At 74.8% G+C, this 21,712-nt stretch carries 18 protein-coding genes and 1 riboswitch; of the genes, 3 read left to right on the forward strand and 15 right to left on the reverse strand.

The features are described 5' to 3' along the window. Positions 1-52: 52 nt before the first annotated feature. From cbiE to ABGA99_RS31865, 11 genes are all read right to left on the reverse strand, one after another. Complete coding sequence (cbiE, locus tag ABGA99_RS31815) at positions 53-1,600, reverse strand: precorrin-6y C5,15-methyltransferase (decarboxylating) subunit CbiE (RefSeq protein WP_347584002.1); 1,548 nt, start codon at positions 1,598-1,600, stop codon at positions 53-55. Next, entirely contained in the window at positions 1,597-2,862 is a 1,266-nt protein-coding gene (locus ABGA99_RS31820; RefSeq protein WP_347584003.1) for a cobalt-precorrin-5B (C(1))-methyltransferase, read from the reverse strand. Before ABGA99_RS31820 ends, cbiE begins: the two co-directional genes overlap by 4 nt. 46 nt (positions 2,863-2,908) lie before the next feature. Next, entirely contained in the window at positions 2,909-3,730 is an 822-nt protein-coding gene (gene cobM / locus ABGA99_RS31825) for a precorrin-4 C(11)-methyltransferase (RefSeq protein ID WP_347575743.1), read from the reverse strand. 11 nt (positions 3,731-3,741) lie between these two features. After that, positions 3,742-4,470, reverse strand: coding sequence for a precorrin-2 C(20)-methyltransferase (gene cobI, locus ABGA99_RS31830; RefSeq protein WP_347575662.1), 729 nt, complete (start codon positions 4,468-4,470; stop codon positions 3,742-3,744). Next, positions 4,467-6,032 (reverse strand): cobyrinate a,c-diamide synthase, encoded by a 1,566-nt coding sequence (locus ABGA99_RS31835; protein ID WP_347575663.1) that lies wholly within the window; start codon positions 6,030-6,032, stop codon positions 4,467-4,469. Before ABGA99_RS31835 ends, cobI begins: the two co-directional genes overlap by 4 nt. 7 nt (positions 6,033-6,039) lie before the next feature. Next, entirely contained in the window at positions 6,040-6,648 is a 609-nt protein-coding gene (gene cobO, locus ABGA99_RS31840) for a cob(I)yrinic acid a,c-diamide adenosyltransferase (protein WP_347575664.1), read from the reverse strand. Continuing rightward, entirely contained in the window at positions 6,648-8,843 is a 2,196-nt protein-coding gene (locus ABGA99_RS31845; RefSeq protein ID WP_347575665.1) for a putative cobaltochelatase, read from the reverse strand. The genes cobO and ABGA99_RS31845 overlap by 1 nt, the downstream gene beginning before the upstream one ends. Positions 8,844-8,958: 115 nt before the next feature. After that, entirely contained in the window at positions 8,959-12,696 is a 3,738-nt protein-coding gene (cobN, locus tag ABGA99_RS31850) for a cobaltochelatase subunit CobN (protein ID WP_347575666.1), read from the reverse strand. Next, positions 12,693-13,871 carry a cobalamin biosynthesis protein gene (locus tag ABGA99_RS31855; protein ID WP_347584004.1) on the reverse strand — a complete coding sequence of 393 codons (1,179 nt, stop codon included), beginning with the start codon at positions 13,869-13,871 and terminating at the stop codon, positions 12,693-12,695. The genes cobN and ABGA99_RS31855 overlap by 4 nt, the downstream gene beginning before the upstream one ends. 181 nt (positions 13,872-14,052) lie before the next feature. Continuing rightward, positions 14,053-14,838: a CbtA family protein gene (locus tag ABGA99_RS31860; protein WP_347575744.1), complete on the reverse strand. Its 786-nt coding sequence runs from the start codon at positions 14,836-14,838 to the stop codon at positions 14,053-14,055. Between the two features lie 23 nt (positions 14,839-14,861). Beyond that, a complete protein-coding gene (locus ABGA99_RS31865) occupies positions 14,862-15,098 on the reverse strand; it encodes a CbtB domain-containing protein (RefSeq protein WP_347575668.1) in 237 nt (78 codons plus the stop codon). A 60-nt stretch (positions 15,099-15,158) separates the two neighbouring features. After that, a riboswitch (cobalamin riboswitch) is annotated at positions 15,159-15,241 on the reverse strand. Between the two features lie 122 nt (positions 15,242-15,363). On the opposite strand from ABGA99_RS31865, the gene ABGA99_RS31870 reads away from it, so the two are divergent. Both ABGA99_RS31870 and ABGA99_RS31875 read left to right on the forward strand, forming a co-directional pair. Beyond that, the gene (locus ABGA99_RS31870) at positions 15,364-16,017 is read left to right on the forward strand and encodes a histidine phosphatase family protein (protein WP_347575745.1); all 654 of its coding nucleotides are present in this window, start codon (positions 15,364-15,366) and stop codon (positions 16,015-16,017) included. 60 nt (positions 16,018-16,077) lie between these two features. After that, complete coding sequence (locus tag ABGA99_RS31875; RefSeq protein WP_347575669.1) at positions 16,078-16,779, forward strand: DsbA family oxidoreductase; 702 nt, start codon at positions 16,078-16,080, stop codon at positions 16,777-16,779. Positions 16,780-16,892: 113 nt separating this feature from the next. Here the strand turns inward: ABGA99_RS31875 and thpD are convergent, their stop codons facing one another. From thpD to ectA, 4 genes are all read right to left on the reverse strand, one after another. Then, positions 16,893-17,786: an ectoine hydroxylase gene (thpD, locus tag ABGA99_RS31880; protein ID WP_347575670.1), complete on the reverse strand. Its 894-nt coding sequence runs from the start codon at positions 17,784-17,786 to the stop codon at positions 16,893-16,895. Positions 17,787-17,791: 5 nt separating this feature from the next. Beyond that, a complete protein-coding gene (locus tag ABGA99_RS31885) occupies positions 17,792-18,190 on the reverse strand; it encodes an ectoine synthase (RefSeq protein WP_101425214.1) in 399 nt (132 codons plus the stop codon). A 105-nt stretch (positions 18,191-18,295) separates the two neighbouring features. Continuing rightward, positions 18,296-19,564, reverse strand: coding sequence for a diaminobutyrate--2-oxoglutarate transaminase (ectB, locus tag ABGA99_RS31890; protein ID WP_347575671.1), 1,269 nt, complete (start codon positions 19,562-19,564; stop codon positions 18,296-18,298). Positions 19,565-19,619: 55 nt separating this feature from the next. Beyond that, entirely contained in the window at positions 19,620-20,174 is a 555-nt protein-coding gene (gene ectA / locus ABGA99_RS31895; RefSeq protein ID WP_347575672.1) for a diaminobutyrate acetyltransferase, read from the reverse strand. A gap of 410 nt (positions 20,175-20,584) precedes the next feature. On the opposite strand from ectA, the gene ABGA99_RS31900 reads away from it, so the two are divergent. Beyond that, a complete protein-coding gene (locus tag ABGA99_RS31900) occupies positions 20,585-21,676 on the forward strand; it encodes an amidohydrolase family protein (RefSeq protein ID WP_347575673.1) in 1,092 nt (363 codons plus the stop codon). Positions 21,677-21,712 lie beyond the last annotated feature (36 nt).

Genomic DNA, 21,712 nt, shown 5'->3' on the forward strand with positions numbered 1-21,712 from the left:
TCCGGCGGGGCGGTCACGGGTGGTTTCTCCTGGGGGAGTCGCGGGTGGTGTGTCATGTGCTCAGGCCGAGGGGTGGTGAGGTGTCCGGTGGTCGCCGGGGTGCCGGCTGCTGCCGCCCTGCTTCCGGCCGCGCCTCCCGGCGGCCCCACAGGACGAACACCGGGTTGGCCGCCGCCAGTCGCGTGACCTCGCCGGGCAGCGGAGCGAGCCGGGAGGACTGCAGCAACACGCCGTCCACCGCGAACCCGGCCGCCGCCAGCGCGGCACGTACCCCCGGCACCCGGTCGACGGCGGCCAGCGTCACCACCACCGCCCGGCGCGCCCGCCGGGCACACGCGGCGACGACTTCCGCGACGTCGCCGCCCCCGCCGCCGACGAACACCGCGTCAGGGTCGGGGAGTTGGGCCAGCGCGGCGGGGGCCGTACCGTGCACGGCCTGTACGTCGACGCCGTGCGCCGCCGCGTTGGCCCGGATCCGTGCGACGCCCCCGGCGTCCCGCTCCACGGCGACGACGGCGGCCCCGAACCGCGCACACTCCACCGCGACGGACCCGGACCCGGCACCCACGTCCCACACCAGGTCGCCGAGGCGGGGCACGAGCCGCGCGAGGGCGAGGGCGCGCACCTCGAACTTGGTGACCATGCCGGCGCGGTGCTCGAAGTCCGCCTCGGGCAGCGCCCAGCCGTCACCGGGGCGACGGGCCAGGGGGTACGGGCCGGGGCCTGCGAGGGCGCGCTGTGCCGGGGCGAGGGTACGGCCGGGGCGTTCGTCGAGGCAGAGCACGACGTTGACGGAGTGCGGCGGCCAGGGGCGGGCGGCGGCGTCGGCGGGGGAGAGGCGGACGACGTCCTCGTCGGCGGTGCCGAGTCCGGTGCCGACGACGAGGGTACGGGGCACGCCGGACGCGGCGAGCGCGGCGCCGAGTTCGGCGGGGCCGGCACCGGGTCCGGTGAGGACGGCGGTCTTGGGATGGGCGCGGCAGACGTGGACGGCGGTACGGAGGTCGCGCCCGTGGGCGCTGACGACGACGGCGTCGTCCCAGGGAAGCCCGACGCGGGCGAAGGCGACGGCGAGGGAGGGAACGGCGGGACGGACGTCGAGCAGCCGGGGCCCGAAGCGGCCGGCGAGAACCCGGACCACCCCGAAGAACCCGGGGTCGCCTGAGGCCAGTACGACGACGCGGGCCGGCGGCCGGGGGGTCTTCCCCGTCCCCGCCCCTTCCCGAAACTCAGGGGCTGTGCCTCCGAGCCCCCCGCCGAGGGCTGCGCCCCAGGTCCCCGCCCGGGGGTCCGCCCCAGGACCTCCACGGGGCTCCGCCCCGAGCTGCCCACGGGCCTTCGCCCCCGGCCCGCCTCCGTGCTCCGCCTCAGCCGCACCCCGCGGCTCCGCCGTGCAGGTCCCGTCCGCCGGCGCCCTCTCCTCTCCCCCCACATACGCCGCGATCCGGTCCAGGGCCGGGCCCAGCGGCCCCAGCGTCACGCGCTCCGCCCTCCGCGGCAGCTCCGCCTCCGCCAGGTGCCGCGCCGCGCCCACCACCAGCGCCGCGTCCCCGACCCGCGCCGGAGGCGAGCCCGTGCCGCAGCCTATGACCGTGATCACCGCGGCGACTCCCCGTCGCTCCGCGCCACCAGCACGCGCCCCGTGAAGTCCACCATCGCCGCCTCCGCCGCCACCCGCCGCTCCGTGAAGCGCTCCAGCACCTCCGCCACCCGGCCGCACAACTCCCGCCCCGCCGCCGGCAGCAGACCCGCCGCCTCCCACAACTCGTACGCGTGCCGCCCCGTGTTCGCCTCCGCCACCGCCGCCGCCAGGTCCCCCGGTCCGCCCGCCACGCGCGTGATGTCCGCCAGCACCCCCGGGTCGACCTTCGAGCGCGTGTAGTGCGTCATCAGCACCCCCGCCGCCAGCTTTGTCAGCTTCCCGACCATGCCCACGAACACCACCCGCTCCACCCCCTGCGCCACCGCCCGCCGCAGCGCCGCCCCCGTGAAGTCCCCCACCTCCACGAAGCACACCGCCGGCAGCCCCGGCAGCAGCTCCATCGCCCCGCGCTCCGTCCGGCCGCCCGTGCACAGCACCACCGCCGTCTCGCCCTGCGCCGCCGCCACCGACACCGCCTGCTCGACGCTCGCCCGCCACGACGCCGTCGAGAACGGCCGCACGATGCCCGTCGTGCCGAGGATGGAGATGCCGCCCAGGATGCCCAGCCGGGCGTTCGTCGTCTTCCGTGCCCGCCGCTCGCCGTCCGGCACGCTGATCGTCACGTCCAGACCCCGCCGCCCCAGGTCCACGACCTCCGCCACCGCCTGCGTGATCATCCGCCGCGGTACGGGGTTGATCGCCGGGCCGCCCAGCTCCAGGCCCAGGCCCGGCTTCGTCACCACCCCCACCCCCACGCCGCCGTGCAGCCCGAGACCCGGCGCCGCGCGCCAACTGACCGTCGCCGTCAGGTGGGAGCCGTGCGTGACGTCCGGGTCGTCGCCCGCGTCCTTGACCACCACCGCCTCCGTACGCCCCGGCCGCAGCTCCACCGCCCGCTCCACCGCGAAGGTCACGCGCCGCCCCGACGGCAGCGCCACCTCCACCCACCGCCGCGCCTCGCCGGTCGCCAGCAGCAGCGCCGCCGCGCGCGCGGCGGCCGACGCGCAGGTGCCGGTGGTCCATCCCGTGCGCAGCGCCTTCTGCCGCACCTTCGCGGTACGCGGCAGGTCGGGTTCACGGAGGTCCGGCCCCCGCCGGTCCGGTTCCGGCGGCCCAGGCTCCCGGACCTCCGGTTGCCGTACGTCCCCTGCCCGCACCTTTCGTTCATCCCGGCCCGGCTCCTCCGCGCCTTCCGCGTCCGCACCCCGCTCCCCTGGCATCCGCCCTCCCCCTCTCCGCCGTCTCGAACCGACCACCGCGCCCGCCCTACGCCCCGCCCTCGCGCAGCGCCTTCCGCGCCTCCGGGTCCGCCCGGCGGAAGCCGTGGAAGTGCCCCGGGTGGTACAGATGCGACCGCGTGCCCGCCGCCCCCAGCGCCGGGCCGACGAGGAAGAGCGTGTGCTTCCACAGCCGGTGCTCCTTCACCGCCGCCTCCAGCGTGCCGACCGTGCAGCGCACCACCAGCTCGTCCGGCCACGTCACCCGGTACGCCACCACCACCGGCGTCTGCGCCGCGTACCCGCCCGCCAGCAGCTCCGCCGCCAGCCGGCCGGAGCGGGCCGCCGACAGGAACACCGCCATCGTCGTGCCGTGCCGCGCGAACTCCCGTACCTCCTCGCCGCTCGGCATCGGCGTCTTCCCGCCGCCCAGCCGCGTGAGGATCACCGACTGCGCCACCTCCGGGACCGTCAGCTCCCGCCCCGCCGCGGCCGCCGCCGCCGAGAACGACGACACCCCCGGCACGATCTCCACGTCGAGTCCCAGCTCGGCGCACCGCTCCACCTGCTCCTGCGTGCCGCCCCACAGCGCCGGGTCCCCGGAGTGCACCCGCGCCACCCGCAGTCCCGCGCGGGCCGCCCGCGCGTAGACCGCGACGACCTCCTCCAGCGGCACCGCCGCCGAGTCGACGATCTCCGCGTCCGCGCGGGCGTGCAGGAGTACGTCCTCGTGGACGAGGCTCGCCGCCCAGATCACGACGTCCGCCTCCGCGATGGCGCGCGCGGCCCGGAACGTCAGCAGATCCGCCGCCCCCGGTCCGGCCCCGACGAACGTCACCCTGCCCGTGGCGTACGGCCGCTGCCCCGGCACTCCCGCCGCGCTCACAGTTTCTCCCCCCGCCCCGTCCGCCGCGCCGGCGCGATCAGCGTCGACAGATACGGCAGCGGCCGCGCCCCCAACTCCGCCGCCGGCCGCACCGACTCCTCCGCCAGCCCCAGCGACGACCCCCACACCGCCCCCTCCATCCGGCCCGTCTCCGCGAGCACCCCCGCCACCTCGCCCGCCAGCCGGCCGAACTTGTACGCCACCACCGTCCCCGGCCCCCGCAGCGCCTCCTTCAGCACCGCCGTGCCCGCCGTCACCGGCACCAGCGTCAGCGGCTCCGTGCCCTCCGCGAGCACCGCGCCGCCGCGTGCCGCCAGGTCCTGCATCGCGGTGATGCCCGGCACGCTCGCGACCGTGACGTCCGGGAGCAGGGCGGTGACGGTCGCGGCGAGGTAGGTGAACGTCGAGTAGACGTTGGGGTCGCCGAGCGTGGCGAACGCCACCGAGCGGTGCTCGCGCAGCAGTTCCGCGACCCGCGCGCCCGCCGCGTCCCACGCCGCCTCGCGGCGCGCGGCGTCGCTGCGCTCGTTGAGCGCGAAGACGACGCGTACGACCTTCGCCTCGTCGACGTAGTGCAGGACCGTCGCCTCGGCCCGGCCGGTGCCGCCGCCCTCCATCACGGGGACGACGACCACCGCCGCCGTCCGCAGCGCGCCCGCGCCCTTGACTGTGACCAGCTCGGGGTCGCCGGGGCCCACCCCGACGCCGACGAGTCGCATGTTCATGCCGTCTCACACCCTTCGACGAGCCGGCGCGCCACGGCGGGGGCGGCGGCCCAGTGCACGTGCAGGTAGGAGGCGTGGACTCCGCCCCGTACGAATCCTTCGACGCGCCGGACGGGCCGCGTCATCCCCCATGCGGGCGTCTCGCCGGCGGGCGGGTCGAGCGCGGTGCGGTGGAACTCGTGGCCGCGTACCCGGGTGCCGGCGGCGGCCAGCGCGCTGTCGGCGACGGCCACGGCGTCGCGGTAGCCGAGGGTGAGGCTGTCGGTCATCCGCGCCCGGGCGTCCAGAACGCCGCACATGGGGGCGCCGTCGAGGTCGCGGGCGAGGTAGACGAGGCCCGCGCACTCGGCCGCCACCGGCGCGCCGGCGGCGGCGAGCCGGGCGACGTCGCGGCGCAGCGGCTCGTTGGCGGCCAGCTCGGCGCCGTACACCTCGGGGAAGCCGCCGCCGATGACGAGGGCGCGGGTGCCGGGGGGCAGGGCCTCGTCGTGCAGGGGGTCGAAGGGCACGACGTCGGCGCCGGCGGCGGCGAGGAGTTCGGCGTGCTCGGCGTACGAGAACGTGAACGCGGGGCCGGCCGCCATGGCGACCACCGGCCGGTCGGCGGTGCGGGAGGTGTTCCCCGATCCCGCCCCTTCCCGAAACCGGGGGGCGGCCCCCGGGCCCCCGGTGGCGCCCGCGCCTGCGGCGCGCGGCGCGCTTCGGGAACTCCGCCCCCCGGTCCCCGCCGCGGGTCCGGTCTCGCGGTCGTCTCCCGTGCCGTGCCCACCGTGCGGCGCCGCGCCCGCCTCTGCCGTCCCCGGCGGCCCCACCGCCTCCGCCGCCGACCACGCCTCCGCCGCCAGCGGCGGTGCCGTGCGCGCCAGCCGCAGCAGCTCCGGGACATCGCACGACTCCCGCACCCGCGCCGCCAGCGCCCGTACCGCCGCCACCGCCGCCGGGCGGCGCTCCGCCGCCGGGACCAGGCCCAGGTGCCGCGACGGTGCCGCCAGTTCCGGGTGCCGGCGCAGTGCGCCCAGGACCGGGACGCCCGCCTCGTCCAGGGCCTCGCGCAGCAGGGACTCGTGGCGGTCGGAGGCGACCTTGTTGAGCACGACACCCCCGATCCGCACCTCCGGATCCCACGACGCGAAGCCGTGCACCAGCGCCGCCACCGACCGCGACTGCCCCGAGGCGTCGACCACCAGCACCACCGGTGCCCTCAGCAGCTTCGCCAGCTCCGCCGTCGAGCCCGACTCGCCGGCGCCGGAGGCGCCGTCGTACAGGCCCATCACGCCCTCCACGACGGCCACGTCCGCGCCCGCCGCGCCGTGCGCGAACAGCGGGGCGATCAGGCCGGGGCCGCACATGTGCGCGTCGAGGTTCCGGCCCGGGCGGCCGCCCGCCGGGGAGCCGGCGACGGCGAGCGCGTGGTAGCCGGGGTCGATGTAGTCGGGGCCCGCCTTGTGCGGCGAGACGGTCAGGCCGGCGGCGGTGAACGCCGCCATCAGGCCGGTCGCGACGGTCGTCTTGCCGCTGCCGGAGGCCGGCGCGGCGACGACGAGCCGGGGGATGTCGATCACGGGAATCTCACCATTCGATGCCTCGCTGGCCCTTCTGGCCCGCGTCCATGGGGTGCTTGACCTTGCCCATCTCCGTGACGAGATCGGCGAACCCGACCAGCGGCGCGGGCGCGTTGCGGCCCGTGATGACGACGTGCTGGCTGCCCGGCCGGTCCCGCAGCACCGCGATCACCTCGGCGGTGTCCACCCACCCCCAGTGCATCGGGTACGCGAACTCGTCGAGGACGTACAGCCGGTACGTCTGCGCCGCCAGGTCCCGCTTGACCTGCTCCCAGCCCTCCCGGGCCCGCGCCTCGTTGTCCGGCTCGGCCTCCTTGGCGGGCCGCTGGATCCACGACCAGCCCTCGCCCATCTTGTGCCACGCCACCGTGCCGCCCTCGCCGCTCGCGCCGAGGACCCGCAGCGCCCGCTCCTCGCCGACCCGCCACTTGGCGGACTTCACGAACTGGAACACCCCGATCGGCCACCCCTGGTTCCAGGCCCGCAGCGCCAGCCCGAAGGCGGCCGTGGACTTCCCCTTGCCCGTGCCCGTGTGCACCACGACCAGCGGGCGGTTGCGGCGCTGCCGCGTCGTCAGGCCGTCGTCCGGTACGGCGGCGGGCTGTCCCTTCGGCATCAGGCGGCCCTCCTCGGACTCCTCGACTCACGACCGGTGCCGGGCACGTCGGGTACGGCACGTGCGCGCCGGTCCCCCCGGGCGTCCCGGACGAGCCCGGTCACCGCCTCCGCCCGCAGCTCGCCCAGCGCCACCGCCGTGCCCCGCAGCTCGCGGGCCAGTTCGCCCGCGAGCCCCAGCCGCACCGGCCCCGACTCGCAGTCGACGACTACCGAAGCGACCCCCTCGGCCGCCAGCAGGCGCGCCGCGCGCGCCGCCCGGCCCACCGGCTCCCGGCCGCCCGTCGCCCGGCCGTCGGTGACGACGACCAGCAGCGGGCGGCGCGCCGGGTCCCGCAGCCGCTCGACGCGCAGCGTCTCGCGGGCCCGCAGCAGCCCGGCGGCCAGCGGGGTGCGGCCGCCGGTGGGCAGCCGCTCCAGCCGGACCGCCGCGGCGTCCACCGAGGAGGTGGGCGGCAGCGCCACCTCCGCGTCCCGGCCGCGGAAGGTGACCAGGCCGACCTTGTCACGGCGCTGGTACGCATCCAGCAGCAGCGACAGCACGGCGCCCTTCACGGCGCCCATGCGCTGCCGCGCGCCCATCGATCCCGAGGCGTCGACGGCGAAGAGCACGAGATTCGACTCGCGGCCCTCGCGGACGGCCTCGTGCAGGTCGTCGCGGCGGACGACGAGACCGGGGCCGCGGCGGCCGCGCGCGTGCTGGTGCGGGGCGGCGGCCTGGACCGTGGCGGCGAGGTGCAGGGTGCCGAGGGCGCCGCGGGGGCGGCGGGCGCCGGTGGTGCGGCCGCGGGCGGTACGGGCGCGGGAGCGGCGGCCTGCGGCGCCCTCCCCGACGCCGGGGACGTCGAGGCGGCGGGTGCGGAACGGCTCGGCGGGGGCGGCGGGCCGGTCGTCGGGCGGGGGTGGCGCGGTCCCGGGCGGAGAGGGCTCCACGCCGGGTTCCTCCGCCGGGGCGCGGGTGGCGGTGGGGGCGGAGCCGGGCGGCTCGGCGGTGTCCGTACGGGACGGGTCCTGCGGCGCGGGGTCCCGCGGGGCGCCGGCGCCGGGGTGTCGCTGCGGCGCCGCGTCACCGGGTCCGGCGTCGCCGGGCTGCTCCGGCCGGGCCGGCTCCGGTCCGTCCGCGTCCCCGGGCGGTGCCCCGCCGCCGTCGCCGTCCGGCGGGCCCTCGTCCGTGCCGCCGTGCTCCCGTAGCGTGTCGTCCAGCTTCTCCTCGTCGAGCCCCGGCGCGTCGAAGGGGTTGCGCCGCCGCCGGTGCGGCAGCGCCAGCAGCGCCGCCTGCCGTACGTCCTCCGCCGCCACGTCCGTACGCCCCGACCACGCCGCCAGCACCGTCGCCGTCCGGGCCATGACGATGTCCGCGCGCATCCCGTCCACTTCGAACGCCGCGCACGTCGCCGTGATCTGCCGCAGCGCCGCGTCGCCCAGCGTCACCGCGGGCAGCAGCGCCCGGGCCGCCGCGATCCGGGCCCGCAGCGCGTCCTCCTCCGTCGCCCAGCGCGCCGCGAAGCCGGCCGCGTCCGCGTCGTACGCGAGGCGCCGCCGCACCACGTCCGCCCGCTCCGCCGGCTCCCGGGACGCGGCGACCTCCACCGTCAGCCCGAACCGGTCCAGCAACTGCGGGCGCAGCTCGCCCTCCTCCGGGTTCATGGTGCCCACCAGCAGGAAGCGCGCCGCGTGCCGGACGGAGACGCCCTCGCGCTCCACGTAGTTGGCGCCCATGGCCGCGGCGTCCAGCAGCAGGTCGACGAGGTGGTCGTGGAGCAGGTTGACCTCGTCCACGTACAGCACGCCGCGGTGCGCCTCCGCCAGCAGCCCCGGCTCGAACGTCTTGCGGCCCTCGGCCAGCGCCCGTTCGATGTCCAGCGCCCCCGCGAGCCGGTCCTCGGAGGCGCCCACGGGCAGCTCCACCATCCGCGCCGCGCGCACACCGTCCGTGCGCGCCGACTCGTGCGGGCCGTCCGGGCAGCCGGCGTCCGGCACGGCCGGGTCGCAGGAGAAACGGCAGCCGGGCACCACGGCGACCTCGGGGAGCAGCGCGGCGAGGGCTCGTACGGCGGTCGATTTCGCCGTTCCCTTCTCGCCGCGCACGAGCACCCCGCCGACCGCCGGGGACACCGCGTTGAGCAGCAGCGCGAGCCGGAGTTCTGCCATGCCGACGACGGCGGTGAACGGATAGTGCGGCGCACCGGTGTTCATGCGCGGACCCCTCCAACGGGTGATATGGCGGTCAACTGCTGTGATACGCGGAAGAATCGTGCCAGCGTGTACGTGCCGGACGTGGAGCGGACTTGCACGGTCCGCGTCCTGTGGGTCATTCCTCCCCCTCCAGATCGCCCTCGAGTTCGAGGTAGATCTCGCGGAGCCGGGCCAGGGTCCGCTGGTCCGGCTCCGCCCACAGACCGCGCCCGGCCGCCTCCAGCAGCCGTTCGCCGATCCCGCGCAGCGCCCACGGGTTGGAGCGCCGCATGAACTCCTGGTTCTCGGCGTCGAAGACGTACTCGGCGGCGAGCTTCTCGTACATCCAGTCGTCCACCACGCCGGCGGTCGCGTCGTAGCCGAACAGGTAGTCGACGGTGGCGGCCATCTCGAACGCGCCCTTGTAGCCGTGCCGCCGCATCGCCGCCGTCCAGCGCGGGTTCACCACCCGGGCGCGGAAGACGCGGTGCGTCTCCTCGCCCAGCGTGCGCGTTTTCACCTGCTCGGGCACGGCGCTGTCGCCGATGTACGCCTCCGGCGAACCGCCCGTCAGATGGCGGACCATCGCCACCATGCCGCCGTGGTACTGGAAGTAGTCGTCGGCGTCGGCGATGTCGTGCTCGCGCGTGTCGACGTTCTTCGCCGCCACCTGGATCCGCCGGAACGCCGCCTCCATGTCGCCGCGCGCCGCCCTCCCGTCGAGCCCGCGGCCGTAGGCGTAGCCGCCCCAGACCGCGTAGACCTCCGCGAGGTCGGCGTCGGAGCGCCAGTTGCGGGCGTCGATCAGCGGCAGCAGGCCCGCGCCGTACGCGCCGGGCTTGGAGCCGAAGATGCGGGCGGTGGCGCGGCGGCGATCGCCGTGGGCGGCGGTGTCCTCGTCCGCGTGCGCCCGTACGAAGTTGGCCTCCGGCGGCTCGTCCAGCTCCGCGACCGCGCGCACCGCGTCGTCCATCAGGCCGACGACGTGCGGGAAGGCATCGCGGAAGAAGCCCGAGATGCGTACCGTCACGTCGATGCGCGGCCGGCCCAGCTCCGCGGGCGGCACCACCTCGAAGCCCGTCACCCGCCGCGAGGCGTCGTCCCACACCGGGCGGCAGCCCAGCAGCGCCAGGATCTCCGCGATGTCGTCGCCCTGGGTGCGCATGCAGGAGGTGCCCCAGACCGTCAGCCCCACGGACTTCGGGTACGCCCCGTGGTCGGCGAGGTGGCGGGCGAGGAGGGAGTCGGCGAGGGCGCTGCCGACGTCCCAGGAGAGCCGGGAGGGGATGGCCTTGGGGTCGACGGAGTAGAAGTTGCGGCCGGTCGGCAGCACGTTGACGAGACCGCGGGTGGGGGAGCCGGACGGCCCCGCGGGGACGTAGCCGCCGTCGAGCGCGTGCAGGACGTTGCCGATCTCGTCGCCGGTGCGGCGCAGCCGCGGAACGAGTTCCGCGGCTGCGAACTCCAGTACCCGTACGGCGTCCGGGCACTCGACCCCCAGCACCTCCGCCACGGCGGGACCCGCGGCCTCGGCGGACCAGTCGTGCGCCTCCATGAACTCCGCGAGGCGACGGGCGAGGGATTCCAGCAGGTCGACGGCGTCGGAAGCGGTACGGAGGGCCGGGGGCCGCCGGTCCCCCGCAGCGGCGGCTGCCGAGGGTTCCGCCGGACCGCGCCCGGCAGGCCGACCGCCACCCCCGGCCGCGCCCCACTCCGCCAGCGTGGCCGGCACCGCGATCCGCGCCCCCGGCTCCGCCAGCAGCTCCGCCTCGACCAGCCCCGCCCGCGCCGCGAGCGCCGCCCGCAGCCCCGGCAGCGCCCCGCCGGCACCGCCCCACATCTGTGCGGAACGCAGCACCGCCAGCGCCAGGTTCACCCGTGGCCCGCCGACCGGTCCCGCGCCCAGCACGTGCAGCCCGTCCCGGATCTGCACGTCCTTGATCTCGCACAGCCAGCCGTCGACGTGCAGGACGAACTCGTCGAAGTCGGCGTCCTCCGGCTGCTCCGCCACATGCAGGTCGTGGTGCAGCTCCGCGGCCCGTACCAGCGTCCAGATCTGGCTGCGCACCGCCGGGGCCTTCGCCGGATCGAGGTCGCAGACGAGCGCGTACTCGTCGAGCAACTGCTCCAGCTTCGCCAGGTCGCCGTAGGAGTCGGCGCGGGCCATCGGCGGCACGAGGTGGTCGACCACCGTGGCGTGTCCGCGGCGCTTGGCCTGGGTGCCCTCGCCCGGGTCGTTGACGATGAACGGGTACACCAGCGGCAGATCCCCCAGCACCGCGTCCGGCGCACACCCCGCCGACAGCCCGAGGCCCTTGCCCGGCAGCCACTCCATCGTGCCGTGCTTGCCCATGTGCACGAGCGCGTCGGCGCCGAACGTGCGATCCAGCCAGCGGTACGCGGCCAGGTAGTGGTGCGACGGCGGCAGGTCCGGGTCGTGGTAGATCGCGATGGGGTTCTCGCCGAAGCCGCGCGGCGGCTGGATCATCACCACGACGTTGCCGAAGCGCAGCGACGCCAGCACGACGGCGGGCCCGCCGTCACCGTCGTCCACGTACAGCTCGCCCGGCGGCTCGCCCCAGTGCTCGACCACCGAGGCCCGCAGCTCCGGGTCGAGCGCGGCGAACCACCGCTCGTAGTCGCCCAGCGGCACGCGCGCGGGTGCCGCCGCCAACTGCTCCTCCGTCAGCCACTCCACGTCGTGCCCGCCGGCGGCGATCAGCCGGTGGATCAGCTCGTCGCCGTCGTCGGGGTGGCCCTCGACGCCGTACCCCGCGGCCCGTAGCGCGTCGAGCAGCCTGACGGCGGAGGCGGGCGTGTCCAGGCCGACGGCGTTGCCGACGCGGGAGTGCTTGGTGGGGTACGCGGTGAAGACGAGCCCGACCCGCTTCTCGCCGTTCGGCGTGTGCCGCAGCCGCGCGTGCCGCACCGCGATCCCCGCGACCCGCGCGGCCCGCTCCGCGTCCGCGACGTACACCGGCACGCCGCCCGGACCGTCCTCCTTGAACGAGAACGGCACCGTCACCAGCCGCCCGTCGAACTCGGGAATCGCCACCTGCATCGCCGCGTCCATCGGCGACAGCGCCGCGTCCGAGGCCAGCCACGCGCCGCGCCCCGACGTCAGGCACAGCCCCTGGAGCACCGGCACGTCCAGCTCCGCGAGCGCCCCGACGTCCCACGCCTCGTCGTCCCCGCCGGCGGAGGCGTCGCCCGGCCGCGTCCCACCGGAGGCGAGCACGGTGGCCACGAGGGCGTCGGCGCGGCCCAGCAGCTCGAACAGCCCGGACTCCGCGCCGCGCAGCGAACCGCAGTACACGGGCAGGGCGTTGGCTCCGTGCGCCTCGACGGCCCCGCAGAGGGTGTCGACGAAGGCGGTGTTCCCGGAGAGTTCGTGGGCGCGGTAGAAGAGCACGCCGACGGTGGGCCGGTCGTCCTTCAGCCCGTACGAACCGTGCACCCCGTAGGCCGGCATCACCCTCGGCGGGGCGAAGCCCTCGCCGGTGAGCAGCACGGTGTCCGACAGGAACCGGCTCAGCTCGGCGAGGTTCGCGGGCCCGCCCTCCACCAGATAGCGCAACGCCTCGGCGACCACCCCGGCGGGCACGGACGACTCGGCCATCAGTTCGGCGTCGGGCACCGACTCCCCGCCCAGTAGCACGGTGGGCCGCCCCGCGGCCCGCAGGGCGGCGAGCCCGTCCGCCCAGGCGCGCTTGCCGCCGAGGAGCCGGACGACGACGACGTCCGTTCCGTCGAGGAGTCCGGGCAGGTCGGAGGGGTCGGTGCGGGAAGGGTTGGCGATACGGAAGTCCGCGCCGGAGGCGCGGGCGGCGAGGAGGTCGGTGTCGGCGGTGGACAGGAGGAGCACGGTGGTCATGCGGCACTCGCTTCGGTGGGGAGCAGGGCGGCGAGGGTGGTGGTGAGGAGGGCGAGGAAGCAGACACGGGAGGAGAGGCGGACGGCACGCTCGATGTCGTGGACGTCCGGAACCCGTCCGGTCGGGTTGAGGAGGGCCCGGTGCTCCTTCCGCCCCGCGTACGACAGCTCCCCGCCGAGCCGCAGCCCGAGCGCACCGGCGAACGCGGCTTCCACGGGGCCGGCGTTGGGGCTCGGATGCCCGGGCCCGTCCTCGCGCCAGACGCGCCGGGCGGCGCGGGGATCGGGCCCGGCGAGCGTCGCGAGCGCGGCGGTGAGGCGGGCGCCGGGACGGCCGATGAGATCGTCGAGCCGGGCGGCGGCCCAGCCGAAGCGCAGATAGCGGGCGGACCTGTGCCCGACCATGGCGTCGAGGGTGTTGACGGCCCGGAACCCGGCGAGCCCGGGAACGCCGCCGACGGCCCCCCAGACGAGGGCGCCGACGACGGCGTCGGAGGTGTTCTCGGCGACGGACTCGACGACGGCGCGGGCGATGTCGGCTTCACCGAGGAGGTGGGGGTCGCGCCCGCAGAGACGGGGGAGGCGGTGGCGGGCGTCGTCGAGGTCGTGGGCGTGGAGGGCGCGGGCGATGCCGAGGGCTTCCCGCCGCAGGGAGGCACCGCCGAGAACGGCCCAGGAGCCGAGCGCGGTGAGGAGGACCAGGGGGGTGTGTTCCCCGATCCCGCCCCTTCCCGGAACCCGGAGGCTGCGCCCCCGAGGCCCCGCCGGGGCTGCGCCCCTGATCCCCTTGGGGCTCCGCCCCGGGTCCCGGCCACGGGCCGCGCGCGCGGGTCCTGCGAGGCCGCGCCTCGGCCCCTCACTTGCGCGCCCCTCGGGGCTCCGCCCCGAACCGCCGCCCACGGCTGCGCCCTTGCGGGTTGCTGCCGTGGCCAGGGCGGCAGCCGCCACCGTCGCGCCTACGCAGAGCGCCGTGTGCAGGGCGCCCGCCGGGCGGGTGTCGCGCCAGAGGCGGGTTTCGAGTGCCGCTGCCGCGCGGCCGAACCCCGCTACCGGGTGGCCGCGTCGGGGGTCGCCGAAGAGGTGGTCGGCGGCGTAACCCAGGGTGATGCCCAGGGCGTACGCCAGAGAGCGGCCGCGGACGAGCCGGGCAGGGTGTGATGCGCTGGTGGGTGTCATGGTGCCGTTCGGTGCGGTTGGGGTGCGATTCGGGCGAAGCCCCCGGAAGGGGTGCGGGGCGCAGCCCCGCCCGGAGCTCCGGGCGGCTACGTGGACGCGGGTGCCGGGCGCGGCCCCGCGGGGGTCTCGGGGGCGGAGCCCCTGAGTTTCGGGAAGGGGCGGGGCCGGGGAACAACCCCCCTCAGCCCGCCACCGGCGCCCCCCGCGCCCGGCCCGCCCCACCCCTCGCCAGCAACCTCTCCGCCAACTCCCCGAACAACAACCCGAACCCCACCCACACCACCCCGTGCACCCCCACAGACGCCAACCTGAACCGCCACAGCACATCCGCCGGATACCCCTCCGGCACGGCCACCGACGACTCCGGCAGCAGCGCCGCCGCCACCGCCGCCGCCGCCACGAACACCGCGCCGCCCGCCACCGTCGCGTACCAGCCGCCCAGCCGCGGCACCAGCCGCCGCCCGACCACCGCCGCACCGACCGCCAGCAGCACGCTCAGCACCACCATCAGGAAGTACTGCGTCGTCCGGGAGCCGACCGTCGACGGGTCGCCGACGCCCGGTGGGTTCGCCGGGTATTTCAGGAACGGCACCGCGGAGACCGTGACCAGTCCGCCCAGCGCCAGCAGCAGCGCCGTCGACCGCGGTCCGAACCGGCCGACGCGGCCCAGCGCGTACGCGACGGCCAGCGCCGCGAGGCCGCCGAGCGCGACGCCGTAGACGAGCAGGCCCGTCGCCAGGCCCGCCGTGGACTGCAGGGAGCGGCTGACCAGTTCTTCTTCTCCGGAACCGGAACCGGAACCGGAACCGGAACCGGAACCGTGACCGCCCGCGTGCGCCTCCTGGGCGATCGCCGCATCCACCTGCGGTTCGCCCACGACGTACGCGACGGCCAGCCCCAGCACCCCCGCCCCCAGCCCCGCCAGCATTCCGCGCAGCAACAGCCCGCGCACCGCCGCAGAGTTCAGCGTCATCACCGGAATCCCCCCGCTCAGTGGCAGGGGAAGCCCAGGAGATGCCGGCCGTCGTGCAACCACTCGTGCACGCCTTCGCCGGACACCACGGACGCAGCGCCCTGTTCGGCGCCGACGAAGTACAGCAGAACGAGCATCAGGATCCCGCCGAACAGCGCCCACGGGGCGAGGGTCTTCAGCGGGACGGGGGTGAGGAGAGAGCCGGCCGGTCCGTCGGCGGCGGATGTCGTGGGTGACACGGCTGACTGAGCCATGGCGGAAAACCTCCCGGGGATCACGCGTCCCATTCGGTGGAGCTGCTCACGACGGTGCGGGTCTGACTCACCGGACTCCGCCCCGCGCGGGGCGTCGTCCGGCTCACAGTGGCGCGGCCGTGCCGGAATCTCACCGGGCTTCCGTTGCGCCGTCGTCTTCGGTTGACGAGGTGACGATACCGTCGCCTGCGGGTCGGCGACCAGCGGGCGTCCGCCGGCCGAGATAGGGAAGGGGCAGGTGAGACGGCTGGTGACAGTCCGGGTGATGCTCGTCACGCCGGCGGTCAACGCCGAGCTGCGGCACGCGGTGTTCGGCGCGGACGAGCCGCTGGACGCGGCGGGCCGACGTGCGGCGGAGCGCGCAGGCGCACATGCGGCGGCTTCGCTGCGTACGCACACGCCGGCGTACGCCGCGCCGTCGGTCCGCTGCCGGCAGACGGCCGACGCGCTGGGGCTCGCGGCGGAGCCGGAGGCGGAACTGGCGGACTGGGACGTCGGCCGCTGGCGCGGGCGGGGGCTGGAGGAACTGGCGGAGGCGGAGGGCGAGGCGGTACGGGCCTGGCTGACGGATCCGGCTGCGGCGCCGCACGGCGGGGAGTCTCTGCTGCAGTTGCGGGGGCGGGTGGGCGTGTGGCTGGACGGCCTGACCGGGCCGGCGGGACCGGCCGTACCGTCCGGTCCGGAGAGCACGAAGAGCCCTGCCGCCCCGGTGTCCGAGCGCACCCACCGCATCGTCGCCGTCGCCGAGCCCGCGGCCGTGCGGGCCGCCGTCATACACGCCCTCGACCTGCCCTCCGCGGCCTTCTGGCGCCTTGACGTACCGCCTCTGACCCGCACCGAGCTGACCGGCCGCGCCGGCCGCTGGAACCTGCGCTGCGGCATCCCCCTGACCCCGGATCCCCTGACCCCGGATCCCTGACCGCCGTGGTCTCGTAGCCCGCGGGGAATACCCCCCACCGCCTCGCCCGTTGATGCCGTCATGCGTGTAGAGATCTGGTCCGACGTCATCTGCCCCTGGTGCTATATAGGCAAGGCCCGGTTCGAGAAGGGCCTGGCCGCCTTCGCCGGCCGGGACGAGGTCGAGGTGGTGCACCGCTCGTTCGAGCTGTCCGCCGGGGCGCCGCGGGACGGCCGCCAGCCGCTCGGCGACGAGCTGAAGGCCAAGTTCGGCTGGGACGACGCGCAGCTCAAGGCGATGGAGGACCGGGTCGGCGGCGCCGCCGCGGCCGAGGGCCTCGGCATGCGCCACGACCGGTTCGTCACCGGCACCTTCGACCTGCACCGCCTCCTGCACCTCGCCAAGGAGCACGGCCTCCAGGACCGGCTCCTCGACGCGCTGTACACGGCGAACTTCGCCGAGGCCCGCCCGATCGGCGAGGACGACACGATCGTCGACATCGCCACCGGCGTCGGCCTCGACGCCGACGAGGTACGCAGGGTGCTCGCGGACGAGCACGCCTACGCCGACGCCGTGCGCGCCGACGAGAAGGAAGCCGCCGAGCTGGGCGCGGGCGGTGTGCCGTTCTTCGTCATCGACCGCCGCTTCGCCGTCTCCGGCGGGCAGCCGGCGGACGTCTTCACGCAGGCCCTGGAGCAGGCGGCCGTGCGGCGGCTGCAGGACGTCACGGGCACGGGCGGCCAGGGCCTCTGCGCGGACGACCACGCCTTCGACGCCCCGTAGCCGACCGGTCACAGGCGTACACACCGAAGCAGCCACGGACGCGTCCGCGCCCCCCGCCCGGAGATCCGGGCGGGGGGCGCGGTACGTGTACTCCGTGACCTCGGCGCTCCGCGTCACCTCACCGGCGTGAAGTCCCGTGCGCCGATGAAGTCAGGCCGCCGCACCGGGGCCGCGAACGGCTCCACCGCCGCGTTCTCCACGCTGTTGAAGACGAGAAAAACGTTGCTGCGCGCATACGGGGTGATGTTGTCGCCCGAGCCGTGCATGCAGTTGCAGTCGAACCAGGTCGCACCCCCGGCCGTGCCGGTGAACAGCTTGATACCGTGCGCCTCGGCCATCTCCGTCAGCGCCCCGTCCGACGGCGTGCCGGCGTCCTGCATCTGCAGCGACTTCTTGTAGTTGTCCTTCGGCGTGGCGCCCGCGCAGCCGAGGAAGGTCTTGTGCGACCCCGGCATGATCATGAGGCCGCCGTTGGTCTCGTAGTTCTCCGTCAACGCGATCGAGACCGACACGGTCCGCATGTTCGGCAGGCCGTCCTCGGCGTGCCAGGTCTCGAAGTCCGAGTGCCAGTAGAAGCCGGTGGCACCGAACCCGGGCTTGATGTTGATCCGGCTCTGGTGGATGTACACGTCGGAGCCGAGGATCTGCCGCGCCCGGTCGAGGACGCGCTCGTCGCGTACCAGCTTGCCGAAGACGTCGCTGATCTTGTGGATCTCGAAGATGGAGCGTACGGCCTGGGTGCTGGCCTCGACGACCGAGCGCTCGTCGGCGCGTATCTGCGGGTCGGCGATGAGCCGGTCCAGCTCGGCCTTGTACGTCTCCACCTCCTCCGGAGTGATCAGTTGGTCGACCGTCAGGTAGCCGTTGCGCTCGTAGCCCTCCAGCTCCCAGGGCGGGATGGGCCCGTCGGCACCCGGTTCCGACCAGACCACCGGGTCCTGACGGGGCGTGCTCACTTCTTCCGCGCCGCGCGTCGGGTAGAGGTCGGTGACAGTCGGGCTGGCCATGGTTCTCAGTCCTCCTCAGTCAGCAGGGGGTACACGCCGTTCTCGTCGTGGTCTTCGCGGCCCGTGACCGGCGGGTTGAAGACACAGATGCAGCGGAAGTCCTGCTTGATCCGCATGGTGTGCTTCTCGTGCCCGTCCAGCAGGTACATCGTCCCCGGCGTGATGGCGTGCTTCTCGCCGGTCTCGTCGTTGGTGAGTTCGGCCTCGCCCTCGACGCAGACGACGGCCTCTATGTGGTTGGCGTACCACATGGACGTCTCGGTGCCCGCGTAGAGCACGGTCTCGTGGAGGGAGAAGCCGACGCGCTCCTTCGCGAGCACGATGCGCTTGCTCTCCCAGGTGCCCGACGCGGATTTGATGTGCCGGTCGGTGCCCTCAAGCTCCTTGAAGGATCGGACGATCACGGTGCCTTGGTGCCTCTCTCTCGGGACTGGCCGGCGGCTCTGCCGCCGGCCGGTCGCGTGTACGTGCCTGCCCGTACGCGACGGGCGGGGGCCGCGCCCCGGTCCTCAGGCGGTCTCGCGGACCGCCCGGGCCAGCGTGCGCAGCCCCTCGTCCAGGTCGTCCGGCGTCGTCGTCAGCGCCGGCAGCAGCTTGACGACCTCGCTCTGCGGCCCGGAGGTCTCCAGGATGAGTCCCAGCTCGAAGGCGCGCCGGCAGACACGCGTGGCGCGCGCGGGGTCGGGGAACTCAAGCCCCCACACCATGCCGCGACCGCGGTACGTGGCGTCCGCGTCGGCGTGCTCCGCGCAGATCGCGACCAGCGCCTGCTCGATCTGCCGGCCGCGGGCGAGGGTCTGCTTCTCCATCTGCCCGTCGGCCCAGTACGTGTCGAGCGCCGCGGTGGCGGTGACGAACGCCGGGTTGTGGCCGCGGAACGTGCCGTTGTGCTCGCCCGGCTCCCAGATGTCCAGCTCCGGCTTGAACAGCGTGAGCGACATCGGCAGCCCGTAGCCGCTGATCGACTTGGACAGCGTGACGATGTCCGGCGTGATGCCCGCGTCCTCGAAGGAGAAGAAGCCGCCGGTGCGGCCGCAGCCCATCTGGATGTCGTCGACGATGAGCAGCATGTCGCGGCGTTTGCACAGCTCGGCGAGGCCGCGGAGCCACTCGGCGCGGGCCACGTTGATGCCGCCCTCGCCCTGGATGGTCTCGACGATGACGGCGGCGGGCTTGTTGAGCCCGGAGCCCTGGTCCTCCAGCAGCCGCTCGAACCACAGGAAGTCCGGGACCTGGCCGTCGAGGTAGTTGTCGAACGGCATCGGGGTGCCGTGCACCAGCGGGATGCCGGCGCCGGCGCGCTTGAAGGCGTTGCCGGTGACGGCGAGCGAGCCGAGCGACATGCCGTGGAAGGCGTTGGTGAACGAGACGATCGACTCGCGGCCCTTGACCTTGCGGGCCAGCTTCAGCGCCGCCTCGACGGCGTTGGTGCCCGTCGGCCCGGGGAACATGACCTTGTACGGCAGGTCGCGGGGGCGCAGCACGACGTTCTGGAAGGTCTCCAGGAACGCCCGCTTGGCGGTGGTGGCCATGTCCAGGCCGTGCACGATGCCGTCGCGCTCCAGGTAGTCGAGCAGGGCGCGCTTGAGCACGGCGTTGTTGTGGCCGTAGTTGAGGGAGCCGGCGCCGGCGAAGAAGTCGAGGTAGGTGTGGCCGTCCTCGTCGTACAGATAGCTGCCCTGGGCCCGGTCGAAGACCGCGGGCCAGCCACGGCAGTAGCTGCGCACCTCCGACTCCAGGGTCTCGAAGACGCTCAGGGCGGGCGGTGTGATGGTCACAGCGTTCTCCTGGGAGATGATCCGACGTGCGGGGGGTGCGAATGGGGCGGTGCACTCAGCCCGCGAGGGGGCCGATGCGGTACAGCAGCTCGGGCTCGTGCCCGTCCGGGAAGTGCTCGCCGTGGAACAGCACGTCGCGGTCGACGTCGGCGCCGTGGCGGCGCGCGTACGAGCGGAAGAGCTGGTCGGAGGCGGAGTTGTCCGGCGTGATGGTCGTTTCGAGACGCTGTATGGCGCGGTCCTGCAGCGCGCGCTCCGTCAGCCCGTCGAGCAGTGCGCCGGCCAGTCCGCGGCCGCGGAACGCGGCGTCCACGGCGATCTGCCAGACGACGAGGGTCTCCGGCCGCGCGGGCCGGATATAGCCGGTGACGAAGCCGACCGGGGCGCCGTCCGAGTCCCGTGCCACGACCGTGGTGTCGGCGAAGTCGCGACACCACAGGAGATAGCTGTACGACGAGTTGAGGTCCAGCGAGCCGGAGTCGCGTGCGATGCGCCAGATTGCGGCGCCGTCCTCGATTCGCGGGGTGTCCAGCCGGACACCCGCCTCGTCTGCAGCCGCGGTGCGGGGTTTATCGGGAGGGCCTGCTAGGTCTGCTTGTGCGGCAGTCATGCAGATTGAATTTACCTAGGGGAAATTGAAATCGCACGGCCGATAGGGGTTACAAAAGGGACGTAGATATGTTATCCGCGGGCACGCGCGAGCGCGCGAACCGAAGGGGATATGCCCCGATATATCATGGAATTCCCGGGGGGACTCGACGTCCAGGTCAGAAATGTAACGTATTGATAACGACTCCGGCCAGTGTCCGGATTGAGAAGGTTGACTGGCCGAAAAATTACCTGGTTTATCCGACCGGGAAGCGGGCAGAAGAAGACGGGAAAATCACTTCGCGGAGGCGACGATAAACTGCCGTTAAACATACGTCAATGCCTCACCCCCCGTGTTCGTTCCTTCGCGTGTACGTCGCTGTGCTACGCCCGGGAGATCGCCGGAGCCGGCGGTTGGCTAAGGTGCCCCGCATGAGCGAGAGCCCGGTGCTGCGCGTGAGGGGCCGGGTGCTGACCGGCCGCGAGGAAGTCCGCGACGAGCTGTGGGTGGTGGGCGGGCGCGTCACCTTCACGCCACCGGCCGCCGCGCGTGAGGTCGTCGACATCGAGGGCTGGGCGCTGCCCGGGCTCGTCGACGCACACTGCCACGTCGGGCTCGACGCACACGGCGCCGTGGACGACGCCACCAGCGAGAAGCAGGCCCGCGCCGAGCGCGAGGCCGGCGCCCTGCTGCTGCGCGACGCGGGCTCCGCCGCCGACACCCGCTGGATCGACGACCGCGACGACCTGCCGCGGATCGTCCGCGCCGGCCGTCACATCGCCCGTACCCGCCGCTACATCCGCAACTACGCCCACGAGATCGAACCCGCCGACCTCGTCGCGTACGTCGCCCGCGAGGCGCGCAGGGGCGACGGCTGGGTCAAGCTCGTCGGCGACTGGATCGACCGCGTGGCGGGCGACCTCACTCCCTGCTGGCCGCGCGAGGCCCTGGCCCCCGCGATCGCCGAGGCGCACCGCCTGGGCGCCCGCGTGACCGCCCACTGCTTCGCCGAGGACTCGCTGCGCGACCTGGTCGAGGCGGGCATCGACTGCATCGAGCACGCCACGGGGCTCACCGAGGAGACCCTGCCGCTCTTCGCCGAGCGCGGCGTCGCCATCGTGCCCACGCTCGTCAACATCGCGACGTTCCCCGAGCTCGCGGCGGGCGGCCAGGCCAGGTTCCCGCGCTGGGCGGACCACATGCGCCGGCTGCACAGCCGCCGCTACGCCACCGTGCGCGCCGCCTACGACGCCGGGATCCCCGTCTACGCCGGCACCGACGCCGGCGGGTCGCTGGCGCACGGTCTGGTCGGGCAGGAGGTGGGTGAGCTGGTCGCCGCCGGGATCCCGGTGGCGGACGCCGTCTCGGCGGCGGCATGGGGTGCGCGGGAGTGGCTCGGGCGGCCGGGTCTGGAGGAGGGCGCGCCGGCGGATCTCGTGGTGTACGAGGCCGATCCGCTGGGCGACGTGCGGGTACTGACGGCGCCGCGGCGGATCGTCCTGCGGGGCCGGATCGTCGGCTGAGAGCAGAGTGCCGGGGGAGGGGGCCGACTTCCGTGG

This window comes from Streptomyces sp. B5E4 (assembly GCF_039871555.1).
In the GTDB taxonomy this organism is placed as follows: Bacteria; Actinomycetota; Actinomycetes; order Streptomycetales; family Streptomycetaceae; genus Streptomyces.